This window comes from Lewinella sp. 4G2, assembly GCF_001625015.1.
Lineage (GTDB): Bacteria > Bacteroidota > Bacteroidia > Chitinophagales > Saprospiraceae > Neolewinella.
In genome coordinates this window covers 1,828,904-1,848,302 of record NZ_LVWJ02000014.1, presented here as the reverse complement: position 1 = coordinate 1,848,302, position 19,399 = coordinate 1,828,904, and the positions used below count along the sequence as shown (strand labels likewise).

The window sequence follows — 19,399 nt, the reverse complement described above, 5'->3', positions numbered from 1 at the left end:
TTTATTTCGCGGCCACTTCAAATTTTCTATCACGTACGAGTTCCACCATCCGATCAATATCCTGTTTCAACGGGCGGTCCTCTTCGAGTCGGGCCACGTGTTGGCGGACGAGGGCAAAATTTGCTTCCACAATGGGTGAAAACCGTAGGGGACGCCGGAATTCCATTGCCTGAGCGGCGTACATCAATTCAATCGCCAGTATTTTTTCGAGGTTATTTAATACCTGATTAAACTTACGCCCGGAAATACTGCCCATGGAAACGTGGTCCTCCTGCCCGAGTGAAGTCGGAATGCTATCAGCGGAGGCGGGGAAGCATAAAGATTTATTTTCGGATACCAGGGCGGCGGTTGTATACTGGGGAATCATATACCCGGAATTCAACCCACCACTCGCCGTGAGTAGGCGTGGCAGCCCGAATTTGCCCTCCAATAAAAGGTAACACCGTCTATCAGCAATATTCCCTAATTCCGCCGCTGCGAGCGTACAGTAATCCAGCGCCATGGCCAGCGGTTGGCCGTGGAAATTACCGCCCGATACGGCATCACCGGGGCCGATGATGATGGGATTATCCGTTACCGAATTTAATTCAATTTCCGCCAGTTGCTCGAGGTGGGCAAACGCGTTACGGCTCGCGCCGTGCACCTGGGGCATACAACGCAGGGAATACGGATCCTGAACCCGGCTACAGGCGGCGTGCGACTGCATATTTTCCGAACCGCTCAAAAAATAGCGGATGCGCTCGGCCACCCTTACGCAACCGGCGAAGGGGCGCACGGCGTGTAATTCCGGACGAAAGGGAGCGGCGCTCCCTTGGTACCCTTCCAAACTCATCGCGCCGGCCATATCCGCTAAGTCGAGCAAATAAGCCATCTTATCCAATCCGGCCAGCGCGTGGGCCAGGATGAACTGGGTGCCATTGATCAGACCCAGGCCTTCTTTTGCGCGAAGTTGTAGTGGTTCCAGACCGTGCAGCCGCAAAACCTCGCCAGCCGGACTTAGCGTTTCACCGTCCCAAAAATCTCCCTCCCCGAGCAGGGGCAAGAACAGGTGGGAAAGCGGGGCCAAATCGCCGGAGGCACCCACGGACCCCTGCTCCGGTACGGCCGGCGTCAGGTTATGATCTACAAAATAGCGAATGCGATCAATCAATTCCTGGCGCACGCCGCTGTGGCCCTGGCAGAGCGATTGTAGTTTACAAATCATCATCAGTTTGGCCAGTTCCGGCGCGATGTGGGCTCCTACCCCGACGGCGTGTGAAATCAGGAGATTCCGCTGCAGCAGATTCGTTTCGTCGGGGCTGATCTGTACGTCACACAGCGGCCCGAATCCCGTATTTATACCGTACACCGCCCGGTCGCCGGCCGCCATTTCGTCCACAATTGAACGGGCGTGGGCAATTCTTGCGCGGGCGGCGGTCGTCAGCTCCCCCTGCATTTCCCCGCGGGCGAGGGCAAGAGCTTCACGGCGGGTGAGCGTGGTGGTGGCGTACGCAAGCGTGGGCATGGTCGGGCAATTAATCAGTCAAAACAGCACGGGAAAGATACCGCCAAAAGGGCTACGCACCGCAGCTCTTCACCATATCCTGTTTACCGTGCGTTTGGGCGCTGCCGCGGGTTGCGGTGAAATGGAAAAAAAAGGACCTGCCCGTAGCCTAAGGCACCACTCCCAAAAAACGAACTAGCCATTGAACTTTAGGACTAGCTAAAGTATTTAATGTAGGTACATCTAAATTTACGACACTATGCAAACAGTATTTCACCCCGCCAATTCAAGAGGAGCCGCCGAGCACGGTTGGTTGACTTCCCACCACACCTTCAGCTTTGCGAATTACTACAACCCCGAACGCATGGGCTTCGGTACCCTCCGCGTCCTGAACGACGACCACGTAGCGGCCGGGCGCGGCTTTGGCAAACACCCTCACGATAACATGGAGATCATCTCCATCCCACTCTCCGGCGACCTCCGCCACGAGGACAGTATGGGCAACGAGACCATCATCAAGGAAGGGGACATCCAGGCGATGAGCGCCGGGACTGGCGTCGCCCACAGCGAAATGAACGCTAATGCGGATAAGGCCGTGGACTTCCTCCAAATCTGGGTATACCCCAAAACCCGCAACATCGAGCCGAAGTACAGCCAGATCACACTGGACAGTAAAGATCTGGATGGCCAGCTCAAGGAGATCGTGGCGCCCGTTGGTACCGATGCCGGCGTGACCGTTAATCAGGATGCCTGGTTCCACCTTGGCAATCTCAAGGATGGACAAACCATCACCTATGACGTCAAAAAGGACGGTAACGGCGTCTACGCCTTCCTCCTCGAAGGGAAGGCTACCATTGCCGGGAAGGAACTGAACCGCCGGGATGGCCTGGGCGTATGGGAGACCGATGAGTTCAGTATCAAGGCTGCTTCCGACGCTAAACTGCTATTAATGGAAATCCCCATGCAGCTCAACTAATCCATGATGGCAACCAACGTAAAACATTAATCACCACTTACCGCCCTTCCCGCCAAAGGGAAGGGCGGTACCAGCAAATAATCTAATTATGCCTACCATTATCGAAGCCCTTCAGTACCGTTACGCTACCAAGAAATTTGACGCCAACCGTGCCGCTACGGATGCGCAGATCAGCGAACTTAAACAGGCCGTCCAGCTATCGGCCTCCAGTTTCGGACTGCAGCCTTACCGCATCCTCGTCGTTTCCAACCCCGCCATCAAAAAGGATTTGCGGGCCGCCGCTTACGATCAGTCTCAGGTAAGCGACGCCGGCCACATTTTCATCTTTGCCGCCAAGACTTCCATGTCCGCCGAATACATCGATGACTTCATTAAGATGACCGCCACCCAGCGGGATATCCCCGTCGACGTAATCGAAGGCTACGGTGAATACATTAAGGGTTCCGTACTGAGCAAAGACGAAGAGTTTATCGTCGCCTGGAACAAACGCCAGGCCTACATCGCCCTTGGTACTCTCCTGGCTGCCGCCGGTGAATTGAAAATCGATACCTGCCCCATGGAAGGTTTCGAACCCGCCAAATTCGATGAGATCCTTGGACTGAAGGAGAAGGGACTGACCGCTTGCGTCATCGCCCCCGTCGGTTTCCGCTCCGAAGAGGATAATTCTCAGCACTACGCTAAGGTCCGCTACCCGTTAGGAGAACTTTTCCTCTAAGTCATACCCGATTCCAGCCACTGGATACCAAACCCACATTTAACCGTAGCCGATTATGATCCACATCCTTTCTTTCTCCACCAACAAAGAGATCCTGGCCGTGATGGATCGGCTCGTCAACAAACACGACGAGAATTGGACCGGTTACCGGGCGGCGGACCTCGCTACCGCAAGCGAGATCATCACTCAGTCTCCCATCGACGTGGTCCTCCTCGGCGCGGGGACCGGAGCTGCGGAACGACAGGTGCTTTCGGACCAAGCGTCAGCGGCGGATAAACGCATTCGTTTTATCGACCATTACGGCGGTGGAAGCGGCCTGCTCTATGCTGAAGTAGAGGAAGCTTTGCGGCAGAAAGTCTGACTTAATGGAACGCAGCTACTGACACGAAAAATCCCCCACTCAAAAGCTTGAGTGGGGGATTTTTCGTGTCACCTTAATGGTTAGGTGAGTAGGGGACTCCGGTTTACGTGGTGACGATATCCTCATCCAACGAAGCACTGGCGGCATTCGCCCGTTGCTTCCGTTCCGCCCGCCAGTTGCGGAACTTTGTCGCCGTAGAGTAGCGGAGCCAGATCATGACCGGAACGACGACCAGCGTCAGGAAGGTGGCGAAGACCATGCCGAAGATGATCGTCCAGGCCATCGGTCCCCACAGGGCGGTATTGTCGCCACCGAGGAAGAAGCGGGCATCCCAGCTGGCGATGAAGCTGAAGAAGTCGATGTTCAGTCCGATGGCCAGCGGGATCAATCCTAAGACCGTGGTGATGGCCGTCAGCAATACCGGGCGGAGACGGGTGGCGCCACCAGTGATGATGCCTTGGCGTAAGTCTTCCAACGGTAACTCCTTGAAGCTGTCCAACCCTAACTCATCGGATCGTTCCGTCAGTTTTAGGAAGGTGTAGTCGATCAGTACGATCGCGTTATTCACCACTACTCCCGCCAGTGAGATGATACCCACCCCGGTAAAGACCACCGAGAAAGCGACGTCAAACAGATCACCAAAGAAGAAGTAGCCCAGCAGGACTCCACCCAATGAGAGGATCACCGAAGTCAGAATAATGAAGGGCGCCGAAAGGCTGTTGAACTGAGCTACAATGATGACGAAGATCAGGAAGAGGGCGAAGACGAAGGAGCCCATGAGGAAGCCCACGTCTTCCTGCTGTTGCTGTTGCTCCCCCGTAAATTCGTAGGTGAAGCCCTGCGGCAGGTCAAATTCCTGCATCGCCGCATCGATCTGGGGGATGATGTCATTGCCCGTGTAGCCTTCCAAGGTGTTGGACGCGACGGTGATGACCCGGTCCAGGTCCTTCCGCTTGATGGAAGAATAGGTGGAGGTGTACTCCACGCTGGCGACCGTCCGGATGGGGACCTGGCTGATCTGCCCGTTCGTCGGGTCCCGGAAAGTGATGCGTTGGTCCAGGAGATTGGAGATGTCATTACGGTCGGCATCCTTCAGGCGGAGGAAGATGGGGTACTCGTCCTCGCCCTGCTTGTACTTGCTGATCTCCTTACCGTAGACGCTCGTCCGTAGGGCGGAGGCGATGGCGAAGGTGGAGAGCCCGTAGCGGCGCGCTGCCTCCCGGTCAATCTTAACTTCCAGTTCAGGGACGCCCAATTTGATGTCCGCCTGCAACTCCTCGATGCCGGGGATGCCCTGGCTGTTGATGTAGCCGATGACCTCATCACCAAGTGGGATGAGCTTGTCGATGTCCTCACCGATGATCTCCATGTTGATGGGTTTACCCGTCGCCGGCCCATCCGCATTCTTATCGATCGTCACCTTGATGCCGGGGACGCCCCGGACGGCACCCCGCAACTCTTCCATGATGTCGCGGGTGCTGATGCCACCCCGTTCGCGGAAGGGAACGAAAGTGACGGTAATCCGTGCCTTATTCGGCGTGAAACCGGGTTCGGGTGGTGCGTTCGGGTCGGCGGTATTCTCACCAATTTGGGTCAGAACGGCCTCCACGATGTGGTCGTAAGGCTCGAGGGTCTCCATGATGTTTTCCTCCAGGACTTTAACGGCAGCGTCGGTCGCCGCGATGTCCGTACCCAGGGGCATCTCCACGAAAGCGTTGATGTAGAGGGGGTCCGCACTGGGGAAGAATTCTACCTGCGGCGGGCTGACGGCCGTCAGCACGAAGGAGAGGATTAGGATACCGAAGGTGCCCAGCATCATCGTCTTGCTGAACCGTAGCGAGAAGCTGATCAATCCATCGTACTTGCGTTCCAACCACGGCAGGAAGTTCTCCTGGAAAACGAAGGCGGCCGGGCGTAAAAGGTAGAAGTACACCAGACTGGAGATCGTCGTAATAACCATCAGATTGAAGAGCCACTTTTGGCCCAGGAGCAATCCGAAAATGACACCAATCCCCATCTGAATCGCAGCCCCGATCAACACACCCCGGGACCTGCGTCCGCGCCCTTCCTTGCTATCGGCGCGTTCGTCGACCTTCATGAAGTAGCTCGCCAGCACCGGGTTGATGACCAAGGCGACGATCAGAGAAGAAGCGAGGACCAGGATGAGCGTGATGGGGAAGTATTTCATGAACTCACCAATCAGCCCCGGCCAGACGAGCAGCGGGCTAAAGGCCGCTAGCGTCGTCGCCGTGGAAGCGATGATCGGCCAGGCCACCTCGCCGGCACCAAACTTGGCGGCATCGTTGGAATCCCGGCCATTTTGCAGGTAGCGATAGACGTTTTCGACGATCACGATACCGTTATCCACCAGCAGACCGAGGGCCAGAATAAGGGCGAAAAGCACTACGATATTAAGCGTCACGCCGGACAGCCAAATCCACAGTATACCCATGAGCATGGAGAGCGGAATGGCGATGCCCACGAAGAGCGCGTTGCGTAAACCAAGGAAAAACAGGAGGACCAGGACCACCAGCAAAACGCCGGAAATGATGCTATTCTCCAGGTTCTCCACCTGGTCGCGGGTGTTAGTGGACTGGTCGTTGAAGAAGGTAATGTCCAATTCCGCGGGCAGCGTAGCGCCGACTTCGGCCACGACTTCCTTGACGCCATCGGAGGTCGTCAGCAGATTCTCGCCGGACTTTTTGATGATGTCCAAACTGATGACCGGCAGGGCGTTGGCGCGGGCGATACTCTTGGGTTCCTCGTAACCGAACTTCGTAGTGGCCACGTCGCGGAGGTAGACCAGACGTTGGCGCTCGTTCTTGATGATGGTGTTGGAGAGTTCCTCCGCATCCTCGAACTCACCAACCACGCGGATGGAACGGCGCATCCCATTGTTCTTGATCTCGCCGCCGGAAAGGGTCAGGTTTTCGCTGGCGACGGCGTTTTCGATGTCCTGAAAACTGATCTGGAGGGACTCCATCTTGCGGACGTCCACCGCAATCTCAATCTCCCGCTCTTGAATGCCCTTCAGGTTGACTTCGCTGACGCCATCTACGTTTTCCAGCTCATCCTCCATCAACTCGGCGTAACGGCGGAGTTCTTCCGGAGGGAAGTCGCCACTCATATTGACGGTGATGATGGGCAGTTGGGAGAGGTTGATCTCCAGGACTGTCGGCTCCGTATCCAGATCGCTGGGGAGTTCGGGCTTGGCCTTGTCCACGGCATCCTTCGTGCGCTGGACGGCATCGTCGAAGTCCTCATCCGAATTAAACTCCACGGTAATCACCGAGAAATCCTGCACGCTGGTGGACTTGATAACCTTGAGTCCATCCACACTCTGCAGCTCCTTCTCGATAGGCCGGGTAACGAGGTTCTCGATGTCCGCCGCCGAATTACCGAAGTAAGGCGTATTGATGTAAACCTGCGGCAACTCCACTTCCGGAAATTGCTCCTTCGGCACCTGGTCGTAGGCAAACAGGCCGAAAATGAGGATCATGACCGTAATGAGAAACACCGTCGTTCCGTTATCCACGGCTGCGTTGGTGAGGCCAAAGGTTCTTTTCTGTTGCTCTTTCACTTCTTTAATATTGTAGTACTGAGCTCGTCGGACGAATTCCCGCTTGCGGGTTCGTCCGACGAGTTGGGAGGTGGGTTTGGTGACCGGTTCAGGCCCTTAACCCGTTTTACTCGTCGGACGAACCGCTGCGCGGAATGTGTCCGACGAGTTGGGAGGTGGGTTTAGTGACCGGTTTAGGCCCTTAACCCGTTTTACTCGTCGGACGAACCGCTGCGCGGAATTCGTCCGACGAGGCTTGGTGATTACCCTAAAGAGATCTTCTGCCCATCCACCAAACCACGTGAGCCATCGGTAATAATGCGGTCTCCAACCTCCAAGCCTTCCTCAATGATGGCCCGGTTATCGTAGCTCTCGCCGGTCGTGATATATTTCTTGCGGGCGACGGTTTCCCCGTCTTGCTCGTCCACGACGAAGACGTAGCGGCGGCCGTCGATCTCCTGCTGGATCTGGTCCTGAGAAACGACGATGATGTTCTCCGCCTGGAAGTCGAGGACCTCCACTTCGGCCAGGAGGTTAGCCTTGAGTTCGCGGCGGTACTTAGCGGGGACTTTGATCTCCACCTCAAAGGTGCGGTTGGCGGGGTCGACCGTCTTGCCGATCCGGGTGACGGGCGCTTCGAAGGAAAGGTTAGCCGTTGGCACGTTCACCTTCACGCGCTGGCCCCGCTTCACCTTGGTGAGGAGACTTTCCGGAGCGTCGCCCACGACGTCGAGGTCGTTCGTATTTAGGATGGACAGGATGGGCGCACCAGGCATGGCGGACTCCCCCTGACGCATCATGATGCGGTCGACCGTTCCGCTGATGGGAGCGTAGACGTTCTTCTTGGCGGCCTGTACGTCGATGCTCTTGAGCTGCTGCTGGATCCGATCGTAGTTATTCTTGGCCTGGAGGTACTGGAGTTCGGAGCCGATCTTTTGTTCCCAGAGGCGTTCCTGGCGCTCAAATACGGTCTTGGCCAGTTCGGCGGCCGTTTCCAATTCAGCCCGTTGGGTGGAGACGTTCTCTACGTCGATCGTTGCAACGAGCTGGCCGCGGCGGATAGCGTCACCTTCCTCAAAACGCATACTGGTGATGCGGCCGGGAATCTCCGGCGTTGCCATCGCCGTTTCGGAAGCACTAACGGTTGCCTGGATGTTAGCGTAGTCCTCAAACGAGGTGGGCTCCACCGTAGTGGTAGCTACCAAAACGCCTTTGGGTGCGAGGCTCGGGTCCTGTTCGTAGATGAGATCCTGCAACTCGGCCACTTCCTTTGTGAGCTCTCGCAGTTCGGCGCGCTTAGTCTTAAGCAGTTCCTGGCGGCCGGCCAGGTCGGTGGGAATGGCCTCCGTTTCTTCTCCACCACCACAGGCGGAAAGGAGTAGCAGGAGTACGTAGGGAAAGATATTTTTCATCTTGATGGGGATGGTTGTGCGGAGTGGTTATGGGGATTCGTTCGGGCCCGTTCTAGCGGCCGAGGGCGAGGTAAAGGTTTTCCTTTGCGACGAGCGCTTCGTAGAGCGCATTGAGGTAGCTGGCCTGTGATTCGTAGAGCTGTTGTTCGGCCTGGACGACCTCGATGCTCGAACCCACGCCTTCGTTGTATTTGATCTGCGTGACTTCGTAGATACTCTCGGCCAATTCCAGGTTGTCCTTAGTGTTCTGGTAGCGTGCGTTGGCGGAGTTGAAGCTCGTCCGGGCGTTGAGCACCTCGAGGGCGATACCCCGATTGACGTCGATACGCTGGTTGTTCACCTTTTCCCTGGCCAAACGGGCGCGCTCGACGCGGGCGGCGCGGCCCCCGAAATCGTAGATCGGTACGCTCACGGAAATTCCAGCGAGTACGGTCGGCGCCCAAAAGCCGCCCTGGCCTTCAATCGTCGGCGGGGCGCCCGGCGCGGGGTTAGGGTTGGGCACCTGGTCGGGGCTTCCAAAAAGGTTATCTCCCTGGTACTGGTACTGAGCCGCCGCCGAAGCGTAGACGGTTGGCAGGTAAGCGGATTTTTGGAGTTCGATGTTCAGATCCTGCAGCTCGAGCGTTTTGTCCAGCAAGCGAATCTCCGGGCGCTGGGCGAAGGGAATCTCACCCGTCAGGCTGGCCTGTTCAATTTGTAGGTCGAGGGCTTCGAGGTCGTCCTCCACCACCAGAGGTTCATCCAATGGATAGTTGAGGGCGTACTTGAGGGCGCGGAGGGCGTTTTCGCCCTGGTCCATCAGTTGGTCGCGCTGGCTCTCGATGTTGCTGATGCTGAGGCGGAGGCGGTCGACGTCCAGTTTTTCTACGAAGCCGGCTTCATACTGGGCGGTAGTTTCCGCCAGCAGTTTGTTCAGGTTTTCGAGGTTCTTGTTCAGGACGCGGACGTTGGTCTTGGTCAGCAGAACGGGGAAGTAGGCCTGCGTTACCTGGCTACGGACGCGGCGCTGGGCGTTCTCCAACTCCAGGTTGAAGTACTCTCCACTAGCGCGGGCGGCGCGCAATCCCACGAAGAAGGAGCCGTCGAAAAGCATGGCGCGAGCGCTGAGGCCGGCCACGAAGTTATTCTTCAGCTGGAAGGCGATCTCCTCCGGTGCGTTCGGGTCGCCCATCGCGAAGGCGGCGGGTAGAGGCAGGACGGGCACCTTCAGGTAGTGGGTGTAATCCAGCATCCCGTTGAATTGGGGGAGGCCAGTGCTAAGGCGTTCCTTGACGTTCTGCTCAGCGTCCAGGATATCTACCTGGGCGTTGCGGACGGCGATGGAGTTCGTCATCGCGTAGTTTACGGCGTCGCGCAGGGAGAAAACGCCGTTCGCTGGTCCGGTCTCTTGAGCGCGGACCGCTCCGGAGAAGGGCAGGGCAAACGCCAGGAAGAGAAGTAATTGAGTAAATCGTTTCATTGCAAAATCTTTGCTGGTAGTCACTTGGGTTCGGGCTAGTCGAGGGATTCTTGTTGCAGATACTGTTCCATCCGGTCACGGCCAAACTGGTTGACGATCCCGTTGCAGTGGTAGATGAAGTGTTGGCGGATGATCTCCGAAAGTGGCCGCTCCCGGGCGGGGAAGATTTGCCGGTCAATCATCATCACGACGGAGGCGACGAAGAATTTAGCGATGATGGCGCTATCGAGGTCATCTCGGTAGAGCCCTTCTTCCATGCCACGTTCCAGATTTTCACGGATGCTGTTTTCAAAATGGTCCTGATGGCCGCGAACCTCCTTTGACCAGATTTCGGGATAGTACTTCTGAAGATCGTGGATCGTCGTCGGCGAGATGTTACGCATTTCACGGATGTGGTAGCGGCTATTCATCAGTAACTCATCAATGGCATCCCGCGATTTGGCGTGGTTGGCGACAATGACTTCCAAATCCTTGCAAGTGTCCTGGTACATCACTTTTCGCACCAGCTCCTCCTTGTTATCAACCACCGTGTAGATGGTCTTTTTGGAAACGCCCATTTCCCGGGCGACGTCGTCCATACTCACGCTCCGAATACCGAGGCGCATATACATTTCGGTAGCTGTTTCGATCAGTTTGCGCTCAATTACTTCTAGTTCATTCACGCTGCAAAGAACGGGGGAAACTTTCGTCGGTTCAATAGTTTCCAAAGTATTTTTCGTTTCCGCGTTGTAACTTGTTGTCCGCATCCACGTATTCCGTTCTTCATACTGGGCGCTGTCGCGGGTGCAGAGTTAATGGGGAAGAATGTGGGTAGCGTTCTGCATTCCCAATTACCTGGCACCTGCGGCAGCGCCCAGATCTCCGTATTGAACCTCACTAAAGGGATTGTGTACTTACAGATAGCCAACTGAACCATCGAATGACCGATCACCATAAACCTCCCCCCCACGTGGACCAATCCGCCTTTGAGGAGGTGAGTATGAATGATGATCTTGGGCTGGGCGACAAAATTGGCCGCAAACCGGGGACGCGTTTGATCAATAACGATGGCACTTTCAATGTGAGCCGTAAGGGATACCGGACCTTCCGCCCCTACCACGAACTGATGGAAATGTCCTGGCCAAAATTGCTGGGGACCACCATTCTGGTATACATCGTCCTCAATCTCATTTTTGCGGTCGGCTTCCTGATCATCGGTACGGACGGCTTGAGCAACGTCGAACCAAATTCCCCTTTTTATTACCGTGCACTCGGGGCCTTCTTCTTTAGCGTACAGACCTTCACTACGGTTGGGTACGGAGGAATTTCTCCAACGGGCATTGCCACGAACGCGCTGGCAGCCCTGGTTGCCCTGTTTGGATGGATTGCACTGGCCATCGTCACCGGTTTATTTTTTGGTCGGTTCTCCCGCCCGGGGAATATGATCATGTTCTCCGATTTTGCCGTGGTGGGCCCTTACAAGGAGAGCCAGCAGGCCTTGAAATTTCGAATCGTCAACGTGCGGGATACCCATTTGATCAACCTATCCGCCAGGGTGATCCTGACTTATCTGGAGGAGGACCAACGAAAGTTCAAACCCCTGCGGCTAGAGCGAAGCCGGGTCTCGCTGTTCCCGCTAAATTGGACGATCGTTCACCCCATCACCGAAAGCAGCCCGCTACGGGGGTGGACGGAAGATGACTTTTACGAACGCCGCGCGGAAGTGCTGATCACCATTGATGGATACGAGCAAACTGCCGCCCAGAGTATTCACAACCAAAATTCCTACATCCACAGCGAAGTAAAGTGGAACGCCCGGTTTGAACCCATGTACCTGGAAAGAGAAGCCACCACCGAATTGCACCTGGACCGTCTCCACGTTTTCACTACCCTGGAGGAAGAGTAAGCTACTCGGAACCCGACACCCAAAACAAACGTACTACTCCAACAAACCCTCCCGAGCATGTTCCACATCATGAAAACCTCCGAAGATCTGCAAGCCGCCCTCGACGCCAGCCAGGAGAAGCCAATCGTCATCTTCAAACACTCCGCTACCTGCCCCTTTAGCGCCGCCGCGCAAATCGAGGTCGCCCACGCCAAGCACGACCTGGACGTTTACGGCATCGTCCTCCAGTACACGCCTGATCTGAAAATGGAGATCGCCGAAAAACTGGACGTGGAACACCAAAGCCCCCAGGCCATTACGGTTTACAAAGGCAAGGCCGTCAACCACTACTGGCGCGGAGACATCCAGGAGCGGACGTTGAAGAATGAGGTGAAGGAACTGACCGAAGCCTAATGATCAAGGAAAGCGAACTCATCCTCCGGCCCAGCGGTGCCCTTTATCACCTGGACCTTCTACCCGGGCAGGTGGCCACGAACATCATCACCGTCGGGGACCCCGAACGGGTGAAATTGGTATCCAATCACTTTGACCGGGTCGACCTGAAGGTGGAAGCCCGCGAGTTCGTCACCCACACCGGGACGAAGAATGGCGTACCTGTTTCCGTGATCTCCACCGGCATCGGGACGGACAACATTGACATCGTCATCAACGAATTGGATGCGCTCTTCAACGTTGACCTAACGACGCGGACGGTGCGTAAGGACTTTACCCAACTGACCTTCGTCCGTCTGGGAACGAGTGGTGCCTTTCAGCCGGACCTGGCGTTGGGGAGCTTCCTCCTTTCCGAAGCGGCGCTGGCGGCGGATGGTCTCCTTCCCTTCTACCTCAACGCCGGGGAACCGGACCCACTGGCCCTCAGCCTGGTGGAGCATTTGCAGGATGGTGGCGTGCAATTACCCATCCCCGCCCTGGTCGTCCGCCCGGAGATCCCGACGGCCTTTGCGAATAGCGACCTGCCGCGTGGGGTAACCTTAACGGCTTCGGGTTTCTACGCTCCTCAGGGCCGACGCCTGCGCTTACCCTCCGGCCTCTCTCCCGCCCTGCTGGATCGGCTACGCTCTTGGCGGGACGGAAACTTGCGGCTCACCAACATCGAAATGGAGACGGCCGGCATTTATGGATTGGCGACGGCTTTAGGCCACCGTTCCGCCAGCGTCTCTACCCTACTCGCTAACCGGGCGTTGGGCACCTTTTACGACCAACCGGCAAAGGCTGTCGGAGAACTAATTGAACGCGGACTCCACCTGCTGGTCGGATAGCTGCTAGTCGATTATCGTTGATTTCCCTTCAAGTACGAATTGATTTGCCATTCCACGGAGCAAACAAACGCTGTGGCGATCAGCTTGTAGCAACATGCAACAGACAAAATCCCACTACGTCGCGCTGGGTGGCCTGGTCATTTTCCTGGCCCTCTACGCGCTGACCCAATTTGGATACATGGGTCCCAACCCGATCGGCAGCACTTCCCGAGCTACGGCGCCGCTGATCGTTCCCTCCGGTTATGCCTTTGCCATTTGGGGGCCGATTTACCTGGGTTTGATTGCTTTCCCTATTTATCAGTGGATCAAAAAACGGGATGAACATCCGGCCTGGGTGGAGGTCCGCTACTGGTACGCCGCTAACGTGGTCGCCAATGGCATTTGGCTCGTGCTGGCCAGTTACGATCAGGTTTGGACGACGGTTGCCGTTATCGTCTTCATGCTATTCTCCCTTTTCCGGATCAACCGCTTGCTCGACGTCATTGAAAGTAGCCAGGCTCCCATTAGCTACTGGCTGGAGCGCTTTGCCTTTTACATTTACTTCGGCTGGGTCACGTTGGCGACGGTCCTCAACGTAGCGAGTGACCTCAAATTCACGGGTTGGAATGGTGCCGGCATCAGCGAGGTTACCTGGACGCTCGTCATGTCCTGCATCGCGGCGGCAATTGCAGGCTTCACGGCCTGGACGTTCCGGAGCGCCGCTTACGCTGGGGTGGTGGTTTGGGCATTCATTGCGCTGGCGTTGAAACACATCAATGAGGTCTCCGCCATCTTTTATTCTTCCGTTGCGGTAGTGGCCATCTTCGCCATTTTGATGATCGCCCTGTTGGGGCGGGGGCGACGGCAGGCGGTCGCGTGAGCGTTCTTCTTAGGGTTTCGCGACTACTCTGGACTAGCCGCGTAGAAAGCCGGTCTTTTGTTCGCCTCCATTTCCTGCTGCGCGGCTTCAATCAGCGCAGTGAGCTCGGCTACTTTCTCCGGGTAGTCCTTGCTGCGGTCGTAACGCTCCCCGGGGTCCGTGACTATGTTATATAGTTGCGTATCGATGTTCCGGCGCGCGTACTCGCCGGCCTCTCCTCCAAAACCAATACGCTCAACCTGACGGAAGATGTGGGGTACGTGTAGTTTCCATTCGCCCAACCGTACCGCTTGTAGTTCATTGCTCCGCCAGTAGTAAAACGGTTGGATGGCAGTATTTGGAGTGCTGTTTTCATCACTGGAAGCCTCCAGGTTCATGATGCGGCCGTCAATTTTTCTACTTGGTGCGTATTTAGTGGCATCAGCAAGGTCCGTTAAAGTGGGCAGGATATCGATGAGGGAAGCCACTTCGTTGTGGCTGCCCGGGGTGATCTCCGCCGGCCAGTTGAAAATGGCCGGTACACGCGTGCCACCTTCAAAAGTAGTACCCTTTCCTTCTCGGAAGGGACCGGCGCTACCAGCGTGGTCGCCGTAGGACAGCCACGGGCCATTATCGGAGGTAAAGATGATCAGCGTGTTCTCGCGAACTCCGTTGGCATCGAGCGCAGCGGCGACCTGCCCAACGGACCAGTCAATTTCTTCAATTACGTCTGCGTATGGATCACCAGGGTTTCTGCCGTCAAACGCTGTGGAGGTATACAGCGGAACGTGAGGCATCGCGTGGGCCAGGTACAGAAAGAAGGGTGAATCTTTTTGCTCCTGAATAAAGCTTACCGCCCGCTCGGTGTAGCGTTTGGTAAGCTGCCGTTGGTCCGGGTTCGCTTCTACGATGTTTTCCTGATCGTAAAGGTTAAGGTCCGGGTAGCCCCTTTCCGGTAGCATATCGTTACTGTAGGGCAGACCGAAAAAGGTCTGGAAGCCCTGTTTGGTGGGCATCGTTTCGGGGAAGTGCCCGAGGTGCCACTTTCCGATCATACCAGTTGTATAACCTGCCTCCCGCAAAATTTCGGGCAATGTCGTCTCGTCCGGATGCAGACCGTATTGTTTGTCCTTCGTCCAGTCCAATCCAGGAGGGCCGACAACATCGGGAATGCCCACCCGTGGCGGATAGCAACCAGTCAGCAGCGCCGCGCGGCTCGGGCTACAAAGGGGGAAGGCGTAAAAGTTAGTCAGCTTCAGCCCCGTTGTGGCCAATTGATCGAGGTGCGGTGTTTGGATACGGTTGGACCCGTAACAACCCAAATCACCGTAGCCCATGTCGTCTACAAAGATCAGGACGACATTGGGTGGGCCATCGACGGACGTAGTATCGGCGGGCACCTCGGGCTGACTACAGCTGGTGATCACTAAAGTAGAGAAGGCAATGAGCAGAAGATAACGCATGCCGTTAAGGTACCGAATTCAGGGAGTTTGTACCGTCCTACTGAATCCGTCAACAACAAAATCAGCTTTTTAGCTCATTGTGAAACATACATTCAAAGAACTCACCTTTCCGTGTTTACAAGCCCACTCCCCGCAACACCAGTTGCTGTTCTACCCGCTCCGCACCGAACTCAAGCGTGAGGAGGCCGATCCCTGCTTCCAGGTCCAGGGCGCCGCAGGAGAATACGTCCACCGCCGCGTACCGCTTCTCCGGCCAGGTGTGGATAGTGAGATGGGATTCAGCGATGACCACGACGCCACTCACCCCGTGTTCGGGGAAGGCGTGGAAATGGCTGCCCATTATGGTAGCGCCCATTGCCGCGGCGGCGTCCAGGAGGATCCGTTCACTTTGCGGTGGATACTTCAGCAGGTCGGCATCACAGTCGTACAACTCCAACAATACGTGACGGCCGAGAGCATTTTCGGGCGGGAGGGATTTGGCCATCACATGGTTTTTTCGCGTTGCCAACTAGACCACTCCTCCAGGAAGTAATCCAGCAAAACGGGTTTGTCGAGGCGGTTGGGGCGGATGTTCCCCGGGTTACGGATGTCCTTCGGGAAGTAGCTGAAGGTGCTTACCAATTGGGGGTCCAGAAATTTAGTGTCGACGTCCTCTCGGTAAGCCAACTGGTCGTTTTCCGGCGAAGGCTGATCAAACGCCATCACGAAGCCCCACTCCCCGAAACTGGGCACGTTCACGTGGTAGGGCCGGACGGTTCCGTACCCGCTCGCCTTCAGGGTCTCGTACACGCACCAGTAGGTATCCCGCGTATGGTAAGGGCTGGTGGCCTGGGTGGCGAACACCCCATTTTCCGCCAACCGAGCCTTCGCCATTTTGAAGAACCAGGTACTGTAGAGCCGGGCGACGCTTTCACTGGAAGGGTCTGGCAGATCAGCAATGATGAGATCGTAAAAGGAGGTATCGTTTCTCAAGAAGACGGCGGCATCTTCGGCCCGGATCTGGGTGCGGGGGTCGGCCAGGGCGCCGTCGTTCAGGTCGGCCAGTCCGCCGTGTCTTCCGGCCAGGTCGAAGATCCGTTGGTCGAGATCGACGATGGTTACCCTTTGCAATTCTGGCAGCTTCAACAGTTCGCGGGCGAGGAGTCCTTCGCCTCCGCCCAGTACCAGAGCGTTCCGAACGCCGTCACCGTACGCACTGGGCACCAGCGCCAGCGCCTCGTGGTAGCGGTACTCATCCCGCGAGGAAAACTGGATCACCCGGTTGAGGTAAAGCCTAAGGTCGTCGTCGTTCTGGGTAAGGACGATCTTCTGGTAGGGCGATTGCTCCTTGTAAATGACGCGGTGGGGGTAAGCGCGGGCTTCCCAGGCTTCGAGGAAAGGTTCCGCCCGCCAAAGTAGGATCGAGAACAGGATGAGACCGCCGATCGTCCAGGCGTAAATCCGGTTGCGCCGCCCCGGGCTCAGCTGGTCCTTAAAGAACAGCGTGACCGCCAGGCCGAGTAGCAAGTTCACCGCCCCAAAGATCAGGCTGGAACTGTACAGCCCCACGAAAGGCAGCAGCAGAAAGGGAAAGAGTAAGGTGGCGCCAAGCGCTCCGATGTAGTCGTAACCCAGCACGTTCGCCAGGTTATCCTTGAGCGGGTAATAGGTCTTCATCACGCGGGCCAGCAGGGGAATTTCCACCCCGGTCAGCATGCCGATGGTGAAGACCAGGCCCAACATCGTCCACTGGTACTGCCCGTTGGTCTGGAACTGAAACAACCAGTACAGCAGCGGCACGGAAGCGCCACCGATGAGGCCGAGGGCGATCTCGGTTCTGACGAAAGCTTCTAACTCTTTGCCCTCCACGTACTTAGTCAGAAAGCTACCAATCCCCATCGCGAACATATAGGTACCGATCGTGAGGCTGAACTGCTTCACGCTGTCGCCGAGGAAATAGCTACTCGTCGTACTGATCACCAACTCGTAGATGATGGAACAGAGGCCGGCCAGGAAGACGGCGACGGTGAGTAATACTTTTTCGGAGGGTCGGGGCACGGAGTCAAAGGTAGTACGGTAGTCGGGTAGTATCGTAGTCGGGTAGTGCTACCGTACTACCCGACTACCCGACTAATCCCTATCTTTACCTACCCTCAAAGTCCCTAGATATGCTCAAAAAACACATCCTCCTCCCCGCCCTGCTCTCCTGTGGCCTTGGCTTTGCCCTCTTTAGTTGTGGCGGTTCCGACTCCGCCGAAGGTAGCTGGGACGAGCCCACCACCGGTCTCATCACCACCGTGAAGGAAGTGAACGCCGGCGAATTTAAGATCGCCAGTGAAGAGGAAGTCCCCGCCGTAGCCGATAGCCGGATCATCGTTCAGGAACTCAACGGCAACGTGGATACGCTGACGTTGGAGGAAGCCAAGATCATCGAAACCAGCAACGATACCACTTCCCGCCGCCGGGGCGTACGCTCCGCCCGCAGTGGCTACTTTGGCTGGATCATGATGGGCCGGATGATGGGTGGCAGCCCTTCCAGCAGCGCTTACGTCAACAACAACGCTTACAACCGCGCCAGCTCCGGCGCCGGCACGAAGATGAAAAGCACCGCCCGCCGCGTTGGGGGCACGTCCCGCAACTCCGGCTTTGGCTCGGGCAAATCTACCCGTTCCGTTGGTGGATAAACGTTTGAAGGACGCCCCGGAACTGAAGGAGAGTTTCTTCAATAAGCGCGGCCTCAATTATTACGCGGAAGGAGAAAACCACGATTACCTCTCCGACGAAGTGCTCCTCCTCACCAAGGAGGAGGAAGCTGACGCCCTGCGGGTATCGGACGAATTATATGACATCCTTCGCGCCACCCTCAAGCGTTGCCTCATCAGCCCCGACCGGCTGGCCAACATGGGCCTAACGGAGCGGGCGCTGCCGCTGGTGCAATGGTCCGTGGAAAATGAATGGGAGGACTACCTCGTAGGCCGATTTGATTTCGCCGGCGGAATTGGTGGCGAACCACTAAAGCTGTTGGAAATTAACGCCGATACCTGCAGTCTCCTGCCGGAAACTACCGCCATCATGCCGGAGGTACTCCGCAAAGCCGGCGTTAAGCCACTAACGAACGGGGTATTAGCCTCGCTGGAAAACCAGTTCAGCCGCGTTAAGAACGCGCGGGGGAACGCCATCGCCGCCGCCACCCACCTCGGGCATACGGACGACCAGCTGAACCTGGACGTCCTCATCAAAACCGCCAAGGCCGCCGGCTGGAAGGTGGACGAACTCGAACTCCCCAACCTGGTCTTCGACGACGAGAACGGCCTCCTCATTGAAATGGGGGAAGACGACTTCAGCCGCTACTACTACCTACTGAAGTTCATACCCTGGGACTGGATCATCACCGAAGAACCCCAGCTCTGGGATTTACTGGAAAAGATGACCACCGAGCACCTGCTCCGTGTCCTCAATCCGGCCTGGACGCTCCTACTGCAAAATAAAGCGCTCCTGGCCTACGCCTGGCAGGACAACCCCGGCCACCCGGCCCTCCTCCCCACCGCTTTCGATCCGGCGGACCTCCCCAACCCCACCCAGGGCTACGTCCGCAAACCCGTTTACGGGCGGATGGGCGAAAACGTTATGGTCAGCCTCAACGGCCGGGGCGCGGATGCGGAGACCAGGGGCGATTACGGTGCGCAGATCAACGTCTACCAACAATTGGCCCCCTTCAACCGGGACGACGAGGATTACGCCTACCAACTCAGTACTTTCATGACGCCGAAGGCCAGCGGCCTCTGTTGCCGCCGCCAGGAAGGACTCATCCTCAACGATGACGCTGAATTCGTATCCCTTGGCCTTTATACCCAGAACCGTAGTGGGGGGAGTAAGCCGGGGTGGAAGTTTTGGTGATGCGGTAGCCTTAGCGGTTTATATCCCTTTTGGTATAGTAGCTCACAATTAGTTAAGCCGTATCAACTAATCAGTCAGATCACTCGGAGTGATGGGACTGCATATGCCATATA

General features: G+C 56.6%; 17 protein-coding genes. 9 read left to right on the top strand and 8 right to left on the bottom strand.

The features are described 5' to 3' along the window. Position 1 precedes the first annotated feature (1 nt). Positions 2–1,504, bottom strand: coding sequence for a histidine ammonia-lyase (gene hutH / locus A3850_RS08205; RefSeq protein ID WP_068215481.1), 1,503 nt, complete (start codon positions 1,502–1,504; stop codon positions 2–4). A 238-nt stretch (positions 1,505–1,742) separates the two neighbouring features. On the opposite strand from hutH, the gene A3850_RS08200 reads away from it, so the two are divergent. The 3 genes from A3850_RS08200 to A3850_RS08190 all read left to right on the top strand — a co-directional run bounded on the left by A3850_RS08200 (position 1,743) and on the right by A3850_RS08190 (position 3,535). Then, positions 1,743–2,459 (top strand): pirin family protein, encoded by a 717-nt coding sequence (locus A3850_RS08200; protein ID WP_068215479.1) that lies wholly within the window; start codon positions 1,743–1,745, stop codon positions 2,457–2,459. An 88-nt stretch (positions 2,460–2,547) separates the two neighbouring features. Then, complete coding sequence (locus A3850_RS08195; protein ID WP_068215476.1) at positions 2,548–3,174, top strand: NAD(P)H-dependent oxidoreductase; 627 nt, start codon at positions 2,548–2,550, stop codon at positions 3,172–3,174. Positions 3,175–3,229: 55 nt separating this feature from the next. Beyond that, entirely contained in the window at positions 3,230–3,535 is a 306-nt protein-coding gene (locus A3850_RS08190; protein WP_082921699.1) for a hypothetical protein, read from the top strand. Between the two features lie 103 nt (positions 3,536–3,638). On the opposite strand, the gene A3850_RS08185 is transcribed toward A3850_RS08190, so the two are convergent. The 4 genes from A3850_RS08185 to A3850_RS08170 form a co-directional block, all read right to left on the bottom strand. Next, positions 3,639–7,115, bottom strand: coding sequence for an efflux RND transporter permease subunit (locus A3850_RS08185; protein WP_231915298.1), 3,477 nt, complete (start codon positions 7,113–7,115; stop codon positions 3,639–3,641). Positions 7,116–7,357: 242 nt separating this feature from the next. Beyond that, a complete protein-coding gene (locus tag A3850_RS08180; protein WP_068215467.1) occupies positions 7,358–8,506 on the bottom strand; it encodes an efflux RND transporter periplasmic adaptor subunit in 1,149 nt (382 codons plus the stop codon). 52 nt (positions 8,507–8,558) lie between these two features. Then, positions 8,559–9,965, bottom strand: coding sequence for a TolC family protein (locus A3850_RS08175; RefSeq protein ID WP_068215465.1), 1,407 nt, complete (start codon positions 9,963–9,965; stop codon positions 8,559–8,561). A gap of 35 nt (positions 9,966–10,000) precedes the next feature. Continuing rightward, entirely contained in the window at positions 10,001–10,672 is a 672-nt protein-coding gene (locus A3850_RS08170; RefSeq protein ID WP_197494016.1) for a TetR/AcrR family transcriptional regulator, read from the bottom strand. A 212-nt stretch (positions 10,673–10,884) separates the two neighbouring features. Here A3850_RS08170 and A3850_RS08165 point away from each other — a divergent pair, with 212 nt between their 5' ends. The 4 genes from A3850_RS08165 (at position 10,885) to A3850_RS08150 (ending at position 13,968) form a co-directional block, all read left to right on the top strand. After that, the gene (locus tag A3850_RS08165) at positions 10,885–11,850 is read left to right on the top strand and encodes an ion channel (RefSeq protein WP_082921696.1); all 966 of its coding nucleotides are present in this window, start codon (positions 10,885–10,887) and stop codon (positions 11,848–11,850) included. Positions 11,851–11,907: 57 nt separating this feature from the next. Beyond that, the gene (locus tag A3850_RS08160; RefSeq protein ID WP_068215460.1) at positions 11,908–12,243 is read left to right on the top strand and encodes a monothiol bacilliredoxin BrxC family protein; all 336 of its coding nucleotides are present in this window, start codon (positions 11,908–11,910) and stop codon (positions 12,241–12,243) included. Beyond that, positions 12,243–13,109 carry a nucleoside phosphorylase gene (locus tag A3850_RS08155; protein WP_068215458.1) on the top strand — a complete coding sequence of 289 codons (867 nt, stop codon included), beginning with the start codon at positions 12,243–12,245 and terminating at the stop codon, positions 13,107–13,109. Before A3850_RS08160 ends, A3850_RS08155 begins: the two co-directional genes overlap by 1 nt. A 94-nt stretch (positions 13,110–13,203) precedes the next feature. After that, positions 13,204–13,968 (top strand): hypothetical protein, encoded by a 765-nt coding sequence (locus A3850_RS08150; RefSeq protein ID WP_068215456.1) that lies wholly within the window; start codon positions 13,204–13,206, stop codon positions 13,966–13,968. A gap of 23 nt (positions 13,969–13,991) precedes the next feature. Here the strand turns inward: A3850_RS08150 and A3850_RS08145 are convergent, their stop codons facing one another. From A3850_RS08145 to A3850_RS08135, 3 genes are all read right to left on the bottom strand, one after another. Further along, positions 13,992–15,410: a sulfatase gene (locus A3850_RS08145; RefSeq protein ID WP_068215454.1), complete on the bottom strand. Its 1,419-nt coding sequence runs from the start codon at positions 15,408–15,410 to the stop codon at positions 13,992–13,994. A 115-nt stretch (positions 15,411–15,525) separates the two neighbouring features. Further along, positions 15,526–15,894 (bottom strand): adenosylmethionine decarboxylase, encoded by a 369-nt coding sequence (gene speD, locus A3850_RS08140; protein ID WP_068215453.1) that lies wholly within the window; start codon positions 15,892–15,894, stop codon positions 15,526–15,528. Continuing rightward, the gene (locus A3850_RS08135; RefSeq protein ID WP_231915297.1) at positions 15,894–17,447 is read right to left on the bottom strand and encodes a polyamine aminopropyltransferase; all 1,554 of its coding nucleotides are present in this window, start codon (positions 17,445–17,447) and stop codon (positions 15,894–15,896) included. Before A3850_RS08135 ends, speD begins: the two co-directional genes overlap by 1 nt. A gap of 110 nt (positions 17,448–17,557) precedes the next feature. Here A3850_RS08135 and A3850_RS08130 point away from each other — a divergent pair, with 110 nt between their 5' ends. Further along, on the top strand, positions 17,558–18,073 hold the full coding sequence (locus A3850_RS08130; protein ID WP_068215449.1) for a hypothetical protein: 516 nt from the start codon (positions 17,558–17,560) through the stop codon (positions 18,071–18,073). Continuing rightward, positions 18,066–19,286, top strand: coding sequence for a glutathionylspermidine synthase family protein (locus A3850_RS08125; protein WP_197494015.1), 1,221 nt, complete (start codon positions 18,066–18,068; stop codon positions 19,284–19,286). Before A3850_RS08130 ends, A3850_RS08125 begins: the two co-directional genes overlap by 8 nt. The last annotated feature ends 113 nt before the right edge of the window (positions 19,287–19,399 follow it).

What these genes read in the sequence shown, in the direction of transcription:
- hutH (WP_068215481.1), bottom strand. Translation starts at nt 1,504, where the DNA reads ATGCCCACGCTTGCGTACGCCACCACCACGCTCACCCGCCGTGAAGCT.
- A3850_RS08200 (WP_068215479.1), top strand. Translation starts at nt 1,743, where the DNA reads ATGCAAACAGTATTTCACCCCGCCAATTCAAGAGGAGCCGCCGAGCAC.
- A3850_RS08195 (WP_068215476.1), top strand. Translation starts at nt 2,548, where the DNA reads ATGCCTACCATTATCGAAGCCCTTCAGTACCGTTACGCTACCAAGAAA.
- A3850_RS08190 (WP_082921699.1), top strand. Translation starts at nt 3,230, where the DNA reads ATGATCCACATCCTTTCTTTCTCCACCAACAAAGAGATCCTGGCCGTG.
- A3850_RS08180 (WP_068215467.1), bottom strand. Translation starts at nt 8,506, where the DNA reads ATGAAAAATATCTTTCCCTACGTACTCCTGCTACTCCTTTCCGCCTGT.
- A3850_RS08175 (WP_068215465.1), bottom strand. Translation starts at nt 9,965, where the DNA reads ATGAAACGATTTACTCAATTACTTCTCTTCCTGGCGTTTGCCCTGCCC.
- A3850_RS08165 (WP_082921696.1), top strand. Translation starts at nt 10,885, where the DNA reads ATGACCGATCACCATAAACCTCCCCCCCACGTGGACCAATCCGCCTTT.
- A3850_RS08160 (WP_068215460.1), top strand. Translation starts at nt 11,908, where the DNA reads ATGTTCCACATCATGAAAACCTCCGAAGATCTGCAAGCCGCCCTCGAC.
- A3850_RS08155 (WP_068215458.1), top strand. Translation starts at nt 12,243, where the DNA reads ATGATCAAGGAAAGCGAACTCATCCTCCGGCCCAGCGGTGCCCTTTAT.
- A3850_RS08150 (WP_068215456.1), top strand. Translation starts at nt 13,204, where the DNA reads ATGCAACAGACAAAATCCCACTACGTCGCGCTGGGTGGCCTGGTCATT.
- A3850_RS08145 (WP_068215454.1), bottom strand. Translation starts at nt 15,410, where the DNA reads ATGCGTTATCTTCTGCTCATTGCCTTCTCTACTTTAGTGATCACCAGC.
- speD (WP_068215453.1), bottom strand. Translation starts at nt 15,894, where the DNA reads ATGGCCAAATCCCTCCCGCCCGAAAATGCTCTCGGCCGTCACGTATTG.
- A3850_RS08130 (WP_068215449.1), top strand. Translation starts at nt 17,558, where the DNA reads ATGCTCAAAAAACACATCCTCCTCCCCGCCCTGCTCTCCTGTGGCCTT.